20 protein-coding genes are annotated in these 13001 nt (G+C 55.6%); all 20 read left to right on the top strand.

Annotated features, from left to right (window positions below; all coding sequences use genetic code 11):
- Positions 1-2 precede the first annotated feature (2 nt).
- Entirely contained in the window at positions 3-371 is a 369-nt protein-coding gene (locus tag A7P96_RS05135) for a DUF4054 domain-containing protein (RefSeq protein WP_067525280.1), read from the top strand.
- Positions 361-807, top strand: a complete 447-nt coding sequence (locus A7P96_RS05140) for a hypothetical protein (RefSeq protein WP_067525282.1) — start codon at positions 361-363, stop codon at positions 805-807. The genes A7P96_RS05135 and A7P96_RS05140 overlap by 11 nt, the downstream gene beginning before the upstream one ends.
- Entirely contained in the window at positions 804-1133 is a 330-nt protein-coding gene (locus A7P96_RS05145) for a hypothetical protein (protein WP_067525284.1), read from the top strand. Before A7P96_RS05140 ends, A7P96_RS05145 begins: the two co-directional genes overlap by 4 nt.
- Complete coding sequence (locus tag A7P96_RS05150; protein ID WP_067525285.1) at positions 1130-1591, top strand: hypothetical protein; 462 nt, start codon at positions 1130-1132, stop codon at positions 1589-1591. Before A7P96_RS05145 ends, A7P96_RS05150 begins: the two co-directional genes overlap by 4 nt.
- Before the next feature lie 30 nt (positions 1592-1621).
- Positions 1622-2974: a DUF3383 family protein gene (locus A7P96_RS05155; RefSeq protein ID WP_067525287.1), complete on the top strand. Its 1353-nt coding sequence runs from the start codon at positions 1622-1624 to the stop codon at positions 2972-2974.
- Between the two features lie 60 nt (positions 2975-3034).
- Positions 3035-3463, top strand: a complete 429-nt coding sequence (locus A7P96_RS05160; RefSeq protein WP_067525289.1) for a phage protein — start codon at positions 3035-3037, stop codon at positions 3461-3463.
- Positions 3463-3912 (top strand): phage tail assembly chaperone, encoded by a 450-nt coding sequence (locus A7P96_RS05165; RefSeq protein WP_067525291.1) that lies wholly within the window; start codon positions 3463-3465, stop codon positions 3910-3912. The genes A7P96_RS05160 and A7P96_RS05165 overlap by 1 nt, the downstream gene beginning before the upstream one ends.
- Before the next feature lie 29 nt (positions 3913-3941).
- Complete coding sequence (locus A7P96_RS11370) at positions 3942-4073, top strand: hypothetical protein (RefSeq protein WP_255361165.1); 132 nt, start codon at positions 3942-3944, stop codon at positions 4071-4073.
- Complete coding sequence (locus tag A7P96_RS05170) at positions 4070-5902, top strand: tape measure protein (protein WP_067525293.1); 1833 nt, start codon at positions 4070-4072, stop codon at positions 5900-5902. Before A7P96_RS11370 ends, A7P96_RS05170 begins: the two co-directional genes overlap by 4 nt.
- 1 nt (position 5903) lies before the next feature.
- Positions 5904-6533 (top strand): phage baseplate protein, encoded by a 630-nt coding sequence (locus tag A7P96_RS05175; protein ID WP_067525295.1) that lies wholly within the window; start codon positions 5904-5906, stop codon positions 6531-6533.
- A complete protein-coding gene (locus A7P96_RS05180; protein WP_067525297.1) occupies positions 6530-6844 on the top strand; it encodes a hypothetical protein in 315 nt (104 codons plus the stop codon). The genes A7P96_RS05175 and A7P96_RS05180 overlap by 4 nt, the downstream gene beginning before the upstream one ends.
- Positions 6845-6864: 20 nt before the next feature.
- Positions 6865-7746, top strand: a complete 882-nt coding sequence (locus A7P96_RS05185; protein WP_067525298.1) for a hypothetical protein — start codon at positions 6865-6867, stop codon at positions 7744-7746.
- A complete protein-coding gene (locus A7P96_RS11505) occupies positions 7743-8426 on the top strand; it encodes a Gp138 family membrane-puncturing spike protein (RefSeq protein ID WP_082887915.1) in 684 nt (227 codons plus the stop codon). Before A7P96_RS05185 ends, A7P96_RS11505 begins: the two co-directional genes overlap by 4 nt.
- Positions 8423-8773: a hypothetical protein gene (locus tag A7P96_RS05195; protein ID WP_067525300.1), complete on the top strand. Its 351-nt coding sequence runs from the start codon at positions 8423-8425 to the stop codon at positions 8771-8773. The genes A7P96_RS11505 and A7P96_RS05195 overlap by 4 nt, the downstream gene beginning before the upstream one ends.
- Positions 8773-10215 carry a hypothetical protein gene (locus A7P96_RS05200; protein WP_067525301.1) on the top strand — a complete coding sequence of 481 codons (1443 nt, stop codon included), beginning with the start codon at positions 8773-8775 and terminating at the stop codon, positions 10213-10215. Before A7P96_RS05195 ends, A7P96_RS05200 begins: the two co-directional genes overlap by 1 nt.
- Positions 10215-10886: a DUF2612 domain-containing protein gene (locus A7P96_RS05205; protein WP_067525303.1), complete on the top strand. Its 672-nt coding sequence runs from the start codon at positions 10215-10217 to the stop codon at positions 10884-10886. Before A7P96_RS05200 ends, A7P96_RS05205 begins: the two co-directional genes overlap by 1 nt.
- Positions 10887-11079: 193 nt before the next feature.
- A complete protein-coding gene (locus A7P96_RS10955) occupies positions 11080-12441 on the top strand; it encodes a tail fiber protein (protein ID WP_369799142.1) in 1362 nt (453 codons plus the stop codon).
- Between the two features lie 14 nt (positions 12442-12455).
- A complete protein-coding gene (locus A7P96_RS11380; protein ID WP_255361166.1) occupies positions 12456-12581 on the top strand; it encodes a hypothetical protein in 126 nt (41 codons plus the stop codon).
- Entirely contained in the window at positions 12578-12712 is a 135-nt protein-coding gene (locus A7P96_RS11385; protein ID WP_255361167.1) for a hypothetical protein, read from the top strand. Before A7P96_RS11380 ends, A7P96_RS11385 begins: the two co-directional genes overlap by 4 nt.
- A gap of 14 nt (positions 12713-12726) precedes the next feature.
- The coding region (locus A7P96_RS05215; protein ID WP_156496275.1) for a hypothetical protein at positions 12727-13001 on the top strand (275 nt) is incomplete at its 3' end.

Genomic DNA, 13001 nt, shown 5'->3' on the forward strand with positions numbered 1-13001 from the left:
TCATGGACACGCAGACGGTAATATTGCTGAAAACGCTTGCGCCGAATGTGGCGGCCATGACTGAAGACGCCATGAATGCGGCTTGGGAGGCGGCAGAAGGGTTTATGCCGCTGAAGCTGCCGCCCAAGAAGCAAAACGAAGCGCGGCTGTGGTACACCGCCCATCTGCTGACCATGAAACAGGCGGCGGATAACGGTACGCTGCCGCCGGTCGGCATCAAGTCTGAGAGTGAAGGCGATTTGTCGCGCAGCTACGGCAGCCTGGTCGAAGAGGGCGACCCGTTCGGCTATTACGCCCGCTGGAAAGCGCTGATGGCCTTGGAGGCAAGTTTGGGCGGCATTACAGTGGGGAGCAGGCTGTATGAGTGTTGAAGTCAAGCTGATAGACCACAGCTTCGACAGCATCGTCAAGCAGGCTTTGAAGTTGGACGGCAAAGGCGTGAAAGTCGGCATCCGGCGCGGTAAAGGCTCGCATGATGGCACGGATATGCTGGATATTGCGGTGTATAACCACTTCGGCACATCCACCATCCCCGCCCGCCCGTTTATTAGTGATTGCGCGGAAAAGAATGCCGGGCAAATCCAAGAGGCGCAGCGGCGGCTGGTTTACCGCGTGTATCAAGGTGGTTTGAGCGCAGACGGTGCATTAGCACAGCTTGGGGCATGGTATGTAAACGTGCAGAAAGGTCATATTGCACACGGCGGCTGGTTTCCTAATGCGGAATCAACCAAAAAGCGCAAAGGTTCAGACAAGCCGCTGATAGATACGGCAGATATGATGAATTCGGTAGATTGGGAGCGCTCATGAGCTTTCGCAGCAAACAGCAAATCATCCGGCAGCCTGACGGGCAGTATGTGAAAGGGCGTTGGGTTAAGGGCGGCGATACGGTGCTGGAAATCATGGCATCGGTGCAACCGGCCACCAACGACGATATGCAGAACCTGCCTGAAGGCAAACGTATTGAGCGGGCGGTGCGGATTTATACCGATGCGCTGCTGAACGTGGATGGGGCGGACAACAACGGCGATGTGTTGGTGTGGCAGGGGCGGCATTACCGCGTGATTGCGGTTGCGCCCTACCGCTCCAACGTCATCAGCCATTACCGCTATCTGGCGGCGGAGGCGGCGCAATGAAGGAAAAACTGTACGACATCTTGGCTGCACAAACCACTCTGCCGCTGATTTGGGCGCATGAGAACGGCAAACGGCCAAAGCCGCCGTTTATGGTATTGGATGTTCGGCAGACAACCGCCGTATGGCCGGTACATACTGGACAAATCGGCACAGACCGCACCCGTAAGCTGGACGGTACGCGTGAAGCCAAGGTACACCTACAATGCTTCGGCGTTGGTTGTTTTGAGGAGCTGGATGCGCTGATTAACCGCCTGCAAACGGAAGCGGTGGCAGAGATGCTGGAAGTGGCGAATACCGATATTGTCGATTTCGAGCCGGTGCAGCAAGTGCCGCAACTGCTGGAGGTGGATTACGAGCCGCAGGCGGTGGGTGGTTTCCGCTACCGATACACTGCCAGCCTGATTGAACAGTTAGAAACGATTGATTCGGTGGATTTGTCTGCCGGTGTGCTGCCATAGGGCGGCTTTTTTATTACGGAGAACCAAAAAATGGCAAATATCGACCGCCTAGTGGATGTGCAGATTTCGCTTAACACCACAGGTATTGCGGTATCAAATTTCAGCGACATGATTTTTATTGCACCGCACGTTTTAAGTCTGTCGCGCGTGATGGCGATTACCGGCGCAGACCAGCTCTTGGATTTGGGTGCGAAGCCGTCTGATGCGCTGTATCGCGCGGCGCAGGCGTTTTTCTCGCAAGGCCGCCACCCGGCCAAGATGTTCATTGGACGCCGCTTGGCGCAAAGCGTGGCGGTAACGGTGGACAAGGCGGTGAAAGGTGCGGAATACGCGCTGACCGTGGCGTGGAAGAAAGATAGCGACACCGTAACCCATACCGTGAAGCTGACCGCCAATACCGAGACCACAGAGCAGATTGCCAATAGCCTAAAAACCTCGCTTGCCGGTGTGGCCGATGTGCAGGTGGAGGCCGCCGTTTCCGGCAACACGCTGACCCTGACCCATAAGGCGGGCGCGGCATTTACCGTGCGAACCGGCGCGAATATGACCGTTGGCACGGCCACGTCAAACGAAGATTGGGCGCAGACGCTCAATGCAGTAAAACGCGAGAGCGACGAGTGGTACGGCCTGACTGTGGACAGCCGCACCGAAGCCGATGTATTGGCGGTGGCCGCTTGGGCGGAAACCAATCACAAACTGTTCGGTACGGCATCCGCCGCGCAGAACATTACCGACGGCTCGGTAGATAACGACCTATTGAGCCAACTGAAAAACAAGGGCTACGCCTACACTTTCGGCCTGTATCACACCAAAGCGGCAACGGAATACCTTGAAGTGGCACTGATGGCGGAACGCTTTACCTACTACCCGGGTGGCGAAACTTGGGCAAACGTGAAGCTCAACGGCATTACCGCCGACCGCCTGCCGGAAGGCGATGTGCTGGTAGTGCAGAAAAAGAACGGCACGACCTTTGAAACCTTCGGCAGCTTCGCTATTTCGCAGGGCGGTAAGACCGCAGCGGGCGAGTGGATAGACGTTATCCGCTTCCGCGACTGGTTGAAAGCCAACATGCAGGCAGACGTTGCATATGCGCTGATTAATGCCGGCGGCAAAGTTCCCTACACCGACAAAGGTATCCAAATCATCGTGAACGCCATGCAGCAAAGCCTTGTGTTGGGGGTACGGCGTGGCGGTATCGCGGAAGAGGAACTGGACGAGAATAACGCCGTTATCCCCTCATTCCGCATTACCTACCCCCGCGCTTCGGAAATCAGCCCGAACCGCAAAGCATCCCGCATCTTGCAGGATATTGGCGGCTCTGCCCGCTTGGCCGGTGCAGTGCATTTGGTGGAAATCAAATTCAGCCTAGGCTATACGCTGTAACGCTATCTAAAACAAGGCTGCCTGAATATTTCAGGCAGCTTATTTACTTGGAGAATCAAAATGGCAGACGTAAAAACGTATGCAAGCGACCGCGTGGCGGTTACGTTCGGCGCACACAGCGTCAAAGGTATGGTGGATGGTACATTCGTTTCGATTGAGCAGATGGCTGATGGCATTACCAGCCAAGCCGGCGCGGACGGCGAAGTCGCCCGCTCCATGAGCGCAGATAAACGCTGCAAGGTAACCATTACCCTGCAACAAACCAGCCAGTCCAATAATGTATTCAGCGCGTTACACGATGCAGACATTGCCTCTGGCGGTGCTATGCCGCTGCCGCTGATGATTAAAGACCTGCGCGGCGATACGCTGTTCATGGCCGGTGCGGCGTGGATTGTAAAGAAACCCAACAGCGAATTTGGCAAAGAAGTGGGCAACCGCGAATGGGTATTTGAAACCGCTTCAGCCACTTACACCGTAGGGGGTAACTGATGCGTAAACCGAAAATCGTCAGCATTGGCGAACATAAATTCGGCATCTCCCGCATGGATGCTTTTACGGCCTTGGAAGTGTTCGGCGACCTGCAAAAAGAGCTGTTGCCGGCGCTGGGCAGCTTAATCAAGCCTGAAAGCGAACAAGACGGCACGATGAATGCACTTACTGCCCTTTCAGGCAGCCTGTCGGGCAAATCGCTAACCAAATGGGCAAACCGCCTGCTCGACCCGGACCATATCTCAGTAGAGAACGCAGACGGCGATTTAGAGAAACTGACTGCCGACCGCCGAGAAATGGTGTTCGACAATGCGGTGGAAATTTTGGAACTGATGGTGGCCATCATTCGGGAGAATTTCGCCGACCCTTTGATGCAATGGCTCGCCCGTTCTGGACTGGAAGCGCAGTTGAAAGACAAAATCCAGTCGGCAGCTTCCGCGAAGACCTGAAGGCGGAATTTGTGATATGGCGGCCGGTGATGGCAGGCCATATCACGCTCTCGGAAGTCAAAGACGGGACGGCGAGCCTAATCGACCTGATGAAGATTAATGCGGTAATGGATGCACAGGAAGCCGCCGAAGCGGCGGCAATAGCAAGACACAAATCATGATTGCACAAGAACTGGTAACGCTGCTGCGTTTCAAATTGGAACAGGCCGGCATCGGGCGCTATCGCGCCGCCGTACAACAGGTGCGCAAATCAGCGCAGGACTACGGCGAGGCAATACAGAAAAGCAACAATACCGCTGTTCGCGGGGCAAACCAAGCGGCGGCGGCCTATTCTCGCCTGGGTGGTATCGTGCGAGCAGTATTGGGCGGCATCGGCGTGAGTATGCTGATGGGCATGGCCGACGACTGGGCGAGCGTGGAAGGTCGTGTGTCGCTGACCACTAAGAGCGTGGAAGAGCAAAAGTATGTGATGGATGAGCTGTTCAAGTCCGCACAACGCAACCGGCAGGAATTTACTGCCACCGCCGATCTGTTTCAAAAAGTAGCCCGCAACAAAGACGACTTGGGCTTATCCACCGACCAAACGCTACAACTGACCGATGTTATCGGCAAATCAATGGTTATCGGTGGCGGAGATGCTGGGGCGCAACAGGCTGCCTTACTGCAACTGGGGCAGGCTTTGAGTTCAGGCACACTGCGCGGCGATGAGCTGAACTCTATTCTCGAGCAATCCCCGCGCTTGGCGCAGGCAATTGCCGATGCCTTCGGTGTGCCGGTTGGTAAGCTGCGCGAGATGGGTAAAGAGGGAAAGCTGACCAGCAAAGAACTGGCGCAGGGCTTGTTGAAACAGGCCGACAAACTCAATGAAGAGTTTGAACGGATGCCCAAGACGTTTTCCGGCAGCTTTACCATCATCCGCAATAAGGTTGGGCAGATTGTCCACGGTTTGAATAAGGCTAGTGGTGCGGCAGAAGTGTTTTATCGCATCACAAACTGGCTTATCGACAACTTCGAGATGTTGATAACGCTGGTTGGTGGCGGATTGGTGGTAGCTAAGTTCGTGCTGTGGCGCAATGCGATTTTAGGTGCAACAAGAGCGACCAACTTACTGACGGCTGCTCAAATGCGGCTGCGGCAGGTTATGAACGCTGGTGTTGGGCGCACGTTGGGGCAGATGGTGCGGCTGGCAGCCATCTTGTATGGTCTTTATCTAATTGGACAGGATATTTACGTTTGGCTGAATGGCGGCGTATCTGTTACCGGTAGCTTAATCGGCCGTGCTGAAGAATGGGCGGATGAAATCGAGACGGTAAAAAACATTCTTGGTTTTATTAAATACTTGCTCGGCGGGGCGGATATGCCGCTGAAAGAGTGGATAGTGAAATTCGCCGCCATCTTCTCTATCGGCATGGCGCTGGTTAAGACGTTCAGCGTGATGTTCTCTATCCTGCGTGGCATCCGAATGGCAGTTGGGTTATTTTCGGCCGCTTTAACCGGACCAATTGGTATCATTCTGATTATTATTGGTTTACTGCTGCTGATTTGGTATTACTGGGATGATATTAAAGCAGCGGGGGCGGCGGCTTGGGATTGGATTAAAGCCAAGGCGCTGGCTGCGTGGGACGGTATTAAGGCCGCTGCCGCTGTGGTGTGGGACTGGGTGCTTTCCAAAGGCCGTGCGGCCTGGGACGGCATCAAGACGGCGGTGCAGGCGGTAACGGATTTTGTGAAAACCGCTTGGGATGACGCCATCAAGGCGGTTACCGGCTGGATTGACAACATCGTGCAAAGCTGGAACAACCTGAAAAACCTGGTATCCGGCGGATTTTCGTTCTCCGGTTTCGGCGGCAAAGCCCCCATGCCGAACGGTGGTAATAGCTATATTCAAAACATCAGTAACACCGTGAACGGCTCGCCAAACCCGGGCAGGGATGCGGCTAGGCTGGCCGATAGGTATAGAACACCTTATCCACAGACAGGGAAAACTTGAAATGGCATTAATCGACATGGTATTCCGCCTGACAGATACACCGCAGACCATGATTGGCGCGGTTCGACTGGATGCGCTCATTAGCGAGCAGACTTCACTAGCCAACGGGGTAACGCAATACGCGGTAGAAGAAGGTGCGCCGGTAAGCGACCACATCTCAACCGAAGCGGAAAAGCTGACGATTGAAGGGGTGGTAACGGGGGCGAGCGTGAGCCTGTTCGGCGCAAGCGGGCGTAGTAAAATGATTGAAGCCAAGGAAGCACTGCGTGTGATTAACGAACAGCGCCAGCCGCTTACCATCGTTACCGGCCTGGACGTTTACCCAGAATTTGCGATGGAGAGCTGCGATATTTCGCGCAGCGTGGACGACGGCGAACAGCTACACATCAGCATCAGTCTGACCAAAATCCGCAAAGCTAAAACCAAAGAGGCGGATATTCCGCCCGGTAAGGTGCGGCAGAATGCAGCGGGCAAGGCCGGGCAAACCAAACGCCCGGCTGGCAAAATTACCAGCCGCCAGCAGACGGCCAAGACCACCCCCAGCCCACAAGCACAGCAACGGGCGCAACGGGCAGTAAAAAGCAGGCCGATGCGTAGCGATATATCTAATATTCTCGGAGTTGGGAAATGATAAAAATCCCCTTCGCAGACCAGAACGACTTCATTGTCGAAGCAGAACTGGACGAAATGACCTGTTTCCTGCATCTGGCGTGGAACGATGACGATGCAATGTGGACGTTATCGCTGGAGAACGCCGAAAATGATGTGATTCTGTCCGGTATCCGGCTGGTGTCGGACTGGCCGATGTTAGGCCGCTTCCGCCATCTGGCTGTGCCGAAAGGCGAGCTGGTGGTGGTGTCGTTGGACGGCGAGCCGATAGGCCGGCAGTCGTTTACCGATGGCTCGGCAGAACTGGTGTATCTGCCGGCGCAGGCTACCTGAAACTCAAACAAGGCGAACAAATGTATAAATTCAATCGAGTGTATCGCTTGCTGATTGGCAAAGCCGGCGGCAAGGGCGTGGAAATCAAGCCGCCATTGCAGATTGAGTTTGAGATTGAGAAAGACACCAAGCCCGATCCGAATATCCACCGTCTGAAACTCTACAACTTAGCACCGGAAACCATCGAAGCCGTCAGTAAACCTGATGGCTTTTGTGTTCTCTACGCCGGCTACGCTGAAGATGAAGGCGAAGTGCTGATGGCGGCGGGGGGCGTGGTAGATGCCTACACCTACCGCGAGGGAACGGAACGCATTACAGAGCTGTCGGTTGCTGATGGATGGGTAGAGCTGCGCGATACGGCGGTTTCGCTTGGTTTCGGTGCCGGTGTTGCGGCGCATAGCATCATCCGTGAGATTGCCAAGCAAATGAACCTGACTTTGGTCATGGACGAAAAACTACCAAACCGCACATGGCGCAACGGCTTCAGCTTCTACGGTGCGGCACGGCGGGCATTGAACAAGATAGTCGCCGGCGCAGGACTGGAATGGTCTGTGCAAAACCAAACGTTGCAAGTGGTGCAAAAACTGCAACCGACCAAACGCACGGCGGTGGTGCTGGCCGCAGATAGCGGCTTAATCGGCCACCCTGAAAAAATCTGTGACGGGGCGCGGGATAAGTCTGTGCCGCAGAACAGCCGCCGCAAAGGCCGGACAGAGCAATCAGAGCCGCGCGACGGCTGGAAAGTGCATTCACTACTGCTGCCGCAAATCAATCCGGCGGATATTGTGAAAATCGAATCGGAAACGGTAAACGATTTTTTCAGGGTGGAGACGGTAAAACATTCGGGCAGCCTGGACGGCGGCGACTGGCAAACCGAATTGGAAGTGAAAGAAATCAGATGAACCTGACGGAAGCCATCCATAACGAACTGGACGATATTCATGTTTGCTTACCCGGCAAAATCGTGGCGTGGGACGGCAAGATAGCAACGGTCAAGCCGAGTATGCCGCGTGCTTTAGCCAACGGCAGCGAGCTGGCCGCACCGCAGATTGTGAGCGTTCCAATGCTATTCCCTACCGGATTGGGCGGCAGCGCAATGATTAGCCTGCCGTTGCAATCCGGCGATGACGTGTTGCTGTATTTCTCCGAAGTGGCGCTGGATAGCTGGCTCTCCGGTAGTGATGCCGCGCCGGACGACCCGCGCCGCTTTGATATGTCGGACTGTTTCGCCGCGCCGATGTTACGCCCGACCGTAGCGGCGGCGGATACGGCTAATCTGCGCCTGCTGTGCGGGGTTAGTTCTTTCGTAATGTCGCCAGACGGCGAAGTAACGCTGAATGCAACCAAGTTCCAAGTGAATGCGCCACAGTCGGAGTTCTCTGCGGTAGTAACGGCACAAGGGCAAATCAATGGCAATGGCGGCATGGCGGTGGAAGGTGGCAGCGGGGCAACATTTAGCGGCAACATCAAACAGACCGGCGGCAACTACACCACCGACCAAGACGTGATTGCATCCGGCAAATCATTGGTAACACATACCCACCCCGGCGACAGCGGCGGGGAGACTGGAGCGCCCAAATGAGCGCAGATTTGAAACTGGGCGGCAATCATGATTTGGATTTGTGCCGCCTGACTTTGGCCGACGGTGCGCAGCGGGTACAACAGCAAATCAAGGTTACGCTGCTGACCTTTCTCGGCGAATGGTTTTTGGATACCGAACACGGCGTGCCGTATTTCGAGCAGGTTTTGAAAAAAGCCCCGAGCCGGGCGGCGGTGGAAGCAGTGATACGCGCCAAAGTGAAAGACGTTCCAGGTGTGGTGTCGGTATCAGACATTCGCCTGCTGATGGATACACCAGGCAGGCGGCTGGCAATACAGGCCAAAGCGCAGACGAATGAAGGCTTGGTTGAGATTGAGGCGGAGGTTTGATGGACTACGGTGTTTTGCCTACGGGCTTTATAAAAATGAGGCTACCTGAAATCCGGGCGGCCATTATTGCCGACTTGAAACAGCGGCTACTGGCAGCCGGACTGCCTGCGGATATTCAAACCCGCCCCGACAGCGTGTTGGGGCTGCTGATTGATACGTTTGCCGAGCGTGAAGCGGCACTGTGGAATGTGGCTGAAGGTGTGTACAACGCCATGTATCCAGATACCGCCACCGGCATTGCGCTGGATAACGCTGTGGCATTTACCGGTGTTCGGCGCTTAGGGGCGAGGCCAAGTTCGGCAGATTTGTTGATTTATGCCGACCGCACCATTCAAGTGCCGCGCGGCTCACAGTTTAAAAATACGGTTACGCAGACGGTGTGGGCAACCACGGCAGACCTGACTGTTTCAGCGGCCAATGCGGTGGAGATACTGATTACACCAACCGCGCAACCTGATTCTACTTACTGGGTAGCGCTTGGCGATCATCGATTCACTTACCGCAGCGGCCATAACGCCACCGTAGACGATGTGGTAGATGGCCTGAAAACTGCCCTATCTGCATCATCCGACTTTGCGGCAGAGAAAAACGGCGTATTCCTCCGCATCCGTTCGCTGGCAGCGGATAGTGTACGGGCTGCGGTGTCTGACAATTTATCTATCGTTGAAATCGGTGCAGTAGTGGCTGCTTCCCCGTTGGAAGGTTTGGAGGAAGCGGCAGCGGATACGATTACCGAAGCCGTTACGCTGATTGACGGCCTGAAACGGGTACGAAACCGAGCGGCGGCAGCTGGCAGATTGGCGGAGAGTGATGAAGATTTACGCGACAGATACGAAACCGGCGTATATGCACTTGGCGCGGCCACACATGCCACGATTCTTGCCAATCTGAAACGTGACATCCCGACCGCCCGCGACATCCATGTTTTCGAGAACAATACGGATATACAAGTAGGCGATCTGAAACCACATTCCATTAAAGTACTGATTGATGGCGGCAAAGACGACGACATCGCCCAAGCCATTTACCGCGTGAAGGCGGCAGGCATCGACACCAACGGCGATGTGGCTAAAACCGTCGCCACGCCGAATGGCGGCCAGCTTATCCGCTTCTCCCGACCGACCTACCGCTATATTTGGGTTCAGGCCACGCTGACCCTGCTCACGGGTGCAGATGCGGCCTTCCCGGCAGACGGCTACGAAACGGTACGCGCGGATTTGAACGCCATCGGGCAGAAATTGCAAGTGGGCGACGACGTGGTGGCGCAGAAATTCTACTGCGGCGTGTTCAAAACGGCGGGTGTGGAATCGGTGGCGTTTAAGTTTGCCGCTTCCGACAGCCCGACCGTGCGACCTGCCGACGGAGCATTCGGCACTGGCAATATCGTGATTGGCAACTATGAACGGGCGATATTCGACCCGTTACGAATCGAGGTGCGCTAATGGAACGCGAAACCGACCACGGCAGTATCGCGTGGGGCAACAATCTGATGCAGTTTAGGCAAAGCCGACAGTTCGAATGCTTGGTTAAATCGTTGTTTGCGCCGGCCAATGCGCTGCATGAGGTGTTTTACGACCTACTACATAAGCGCGGGGTCGATACGGCAGAAGGCAAGCAGTTAGACGGGGTGGGGCGAATCGTTGGCTTGACGCGTACAATCAGCAACGCGGCGGCCATCCCGTTTTTCGGCTTCGCTGGGCAAGAGAATACCCTAGGCTTCGGACAGGCACGAATGCGGCGCGAAAACGAAACCGTTACCGGCGGCTTTATCAAATTGCCAGATGAGGAATATCGCGGCCTACTGAAATGGAAAATTGCCGTAAATAACGGCCACGGCACAGCGCCGGAAATTGTGGAGGCGATGAGTAATGTATTTGGCGCAGAACTGGCGGTGTTTCGTGATTTGGATAATGCAAAATTCCAAGTGGCCTTCAACACTAAGAACGCGCCGGAATATGTGCTGAATAACCGCTATCGGCTGATACCAAAAGCCGCAGGGGTAGGCTTGGAAGTGGTTATTGTGAAACATAAAACCCCATTCGGTTTTGCCGACCAAAATTATTACGGCTTCGGGCAGGGCGTGATGCTCTCCAACGCCGATATTGTGATTTAACCGCCGATTGGCGGTTTTTTTATGGAGTATGAACATGGCAGTAAACAAGCAGTCTTTCGCGAAAAAGTTTGCCGAAAACGGCCAGCGCACAGTTTGGGAAGAGCCTCAATACAAGCTGGGATGGGATATGGTGGGCATCAGGCCGCCAACTAAAGAACAGTTTAACTACCTGTTCTACAACATTGACGAGAAAATGGCATTTTTGCTGGATGAATTTGGCAAAAATGCCAGCACCACACAGGCTGGCATTGTACAGCTCTCATCTGCCACCAACAGCGACCGCGAAGATATGGCCGCCACCTCCAAGGCCGTTAAAACGGCTTACGACAAAGCCGAAGAGGCGGTGCGGAAATCACTGCCGCTGGGCAGTATCGTGGCCTTCCCGCGCGTTGTAACGAACCCGGTCGGCTTTTTAAAGGCCGACGGCAGCACCTTTGCCCAGGCTACCTATCCAGACCTGTATCGCGTATTGGGCGGCAACAAGCTGCCCAACCTCACGCGCTCCGACATCGGCATGACCGCCTATTTCCCGTTTGGCGACATCCCGGACGGCTGGATTAAGTACGACGAGATTGCAGCAAAAGTAACGCAGTCCGCCTATCCCGAGCTGTACCGCAAGCTGGTGGCGCAGTACGGCAGCATTGCCGACGTCAAGCCGGTAGATGATTACTTTGTGCGCAACGTGGGCAGCGGCGGCCAAATCGGTAAGCGGTACCCATGGGCGGTAGGCGACCATCATCATGTTTTGGGGATTGTGGCCTACGGCAACGACGACCTGCTGCTCAAACGCCTGCCGGTGGATAAGTATTATCCAAACCAAGTTAAAGCCGGTGATCCGATGATTACCATCTACGGGATACTCGGCGGCTCGGAAGGGCAAAACCCGTCCTCCAAAGTGTTTGAGTCTGCGCATGAGCAGGCGGCAGAGGGGAAATACTCGCAGAAACACGCCGTACCCATCACTTACGACCACGCCTACACCGACCAATACACGCCCAAGCCCTATTATCAGGACAACACGCCCAAATACGTCGGCATGGTGCTGTGCATCAAGGCCAAAGACAGCTTGGATGACATCGTATTTTGGATTAAAGCTTACGGCAAAGTGACCAATGCCGGAGCGCTGGATGCCTCTACGCTGGCCGCACAGTTGCAGGACAAGGCCGACAAAAACCATACCCACCGCGCCGCCGACATCAGCGACTTGGGCGAAGCGGTTAGGCGGCAGATGGCCGACGCCATGCAGCACCAGGCCGGCGCCAACGGCTACACCAAACTGCCCAACGGCCTCATCGACCAATGGGGCTTCGTGCCGATGGGCTGGCAGGGGGAAGGGCCGGTTAAGGTAACGTTCCCAATCGCCTTCCCGAATGAGTGCTACAACGTGCAAATCACCGTCAAAAGCGGCGGCAGCTCTGGCGCGGTCGGCACAGATATAACGATTGGTGCGGGAGATTTAACGGCCACCGGATTTAATGCCTTGGTTAACACATGGGGGCAAGGTGCGAATGCCGCCGATTTCCAAGGCTTTTTCTTCCGCGCTATCGGACGCTAAACGGGAGGAACGGCATGACACTGCATTACTTGCAATCCGGCGGCGGTTTTTACGGCGACCAAATACACAGCAGGCTGCCTGAAGACGCAGCGGGGATTAGCTCCGGGCAGCACGCCGCCGAACCGGCGGCCGCACGATGAACACCTGTCCGATTTATCCCGCCCCGTATAAAGGCCGCCGCGACGGCGCGCAGTACCGCCCCAGCATCGCCGCTGCTCGCCTGCATCAAGATTTAAGGCACGGTCCGGAGCCTGCGGGCGGCACCGCCTGAGAACGGAGGATGAAATGTCCGAACAGGATAAATACCAAATCATTGCCGACTTCTTACGGCAGGTCGGCTTCCGGCGCGGCGTACTGCTGTTTCTCGCCGGCATCTCGGCACTGGTGTTGTGGAAAACCGACCCCATCGCGCTGGTCGACCGTTTCAGCCGGGCCGGTGCAGAAACGGCAATCGAAGGGGCGCGCAAAGAAGGGTCGGCCGCGCCCTACCTGCAGTCCCCGCACGGCTTTGTGGAAAACAAAGAAGCCGAAAGCGCGGCGGACGGCGTGGCGATGGCGGA

It is taken from the genome of Eikenella sp. NML03-A-027 (genome assembly GCF_001648395.1).
Lineage (GTDB): Bacteria > Pseudomonadota > Gammaproteobacteria > Burkholderiales > Neisseriaceae > Eikenella > Eikenella exigua.

Coding starts and splice junctions, on each gene's coding strand:
- A7P96_RS05145 (WP_067525284.1), top strand. CDS start 804: ATGAGCTTTCGCAGCAAACAGCAAATCATCCGGCAGCCTGACGGGCAG.
- A7P96_RS05135 (WP_067525280.1), top strand. CDS start 3: ATGGACACGCAGACGGTAATATTGCTGAAAACGCTTGCGCCGAATGTG.
- A7P96_RS05200 (WP_067525301.1), top strand. CDS start 8,773: ATGGACTACGGTGTTTTGCCTACGGGCTTTATAAAAATGAGGCTACCT.
- A7P96_RS11385 (WP_255361167.1), top strand. CDS start 12,578: ATGAACACCTGTCCGATTTATCCCGCCCCGTATAAAGGCCGCCGCGAC.
- A7P96_RS10955 (WP_369799142.1), top strand. CDS start 11,080: ATGGCATTTTTGCTGGATGAATTTGGCAAAAATGCCAGCACCACACAG.
- A7P96_RS05195 (WP_067525300.1), top strand. CDS start 8,423: ATGAGCGCAGATTTGAAACTGGGCGGCAATCATGATTTGGATTTGTGC.
- A7P96_RS05165 (WP_067525291.1), top strand. CDS start 3,463: ATGCGTAAACCGAAAATCGTCAGCATTGGCGAACATAAATTCGGCATC.
- A7P96_RS05140 (WP_067525282.1), top strand. CDS start 361: ATGAGTGTTGAAGTCAAGCTGATAGACCACAGCTTCGACAGCATCGTC.
- A7P96_RS11370 (WP_255361165.1), top strand. CDS start 3,942: ATGGCAGGCCATATCACGCTCTCGGAAGTCAAAGACGGGACGGCGAGC.
- A7P96_RS05175 (WP_067525295.1), top strand. CDS start 5,904: ATGGCATTAATCGACATGGTATTCCGCCTGACAGATACACCGCAGACC.
- A7P96_RS05185 (WP_067525298.1), top strand. CDS start 6,865: ATGTATAAATTCAATCGAGTGTATCGCTTGCTGATTGGCAAAGCCGGC.
- A7P96_RS05155 (WP_067525287.1), top strand. CDS start 1,622: ATGGCAAATATCGACCGCCTAGTGGATGTGCAGATTTCGCTTAACACC.
- A7P96_RS05160 (WP_067525289.1), top strand. CDS start 3,035: ATGGCAGACGTAAAAACGTATGCAAGCGACCGCGTGGCGGTTACGTTC.
- A7P96_RS05170 (WP_067525293.1), top strand. CDS start 4,070: ATGATTGCACAAGAACTGGTAACGCTGCTGCGTTTCAAATTGGAACAG.
- A7P96_RS05180 (WP_067525297.1), top strand. CDS start 6,530: ATGATAAAAATCCCCTTCGCAGACCAGAACGACTTCATTGTCGAAGCA.
- A7P96_RS05205 (WP_067525303.1), top strand. CDS start 10,215: ATGGAACGCGAAACCGACCACGGCAGTATCGCGTGGGGCAACAATCTG.
- A7P96_RS05150 (WP_067525285.1), top strand. CDS start 1,130: ATGAAGGAAAAACTGTACGACATCTTGGCTGCACAAACCACTCTGCCG.
- A7P96_RS11505 (WP_082887915.1), top strand. CDS start 7,743: ATGAACCTGACGGAAGCCATCCATAACGAACTGGACGATATTCATGTT.
- A7P96_RS11380 (WP_255361166.1), top strand. CDS start 12,456: ATGACACTGCATTACTTGCAATCCGGCGGCGGTTTTTACGGCGACCAA.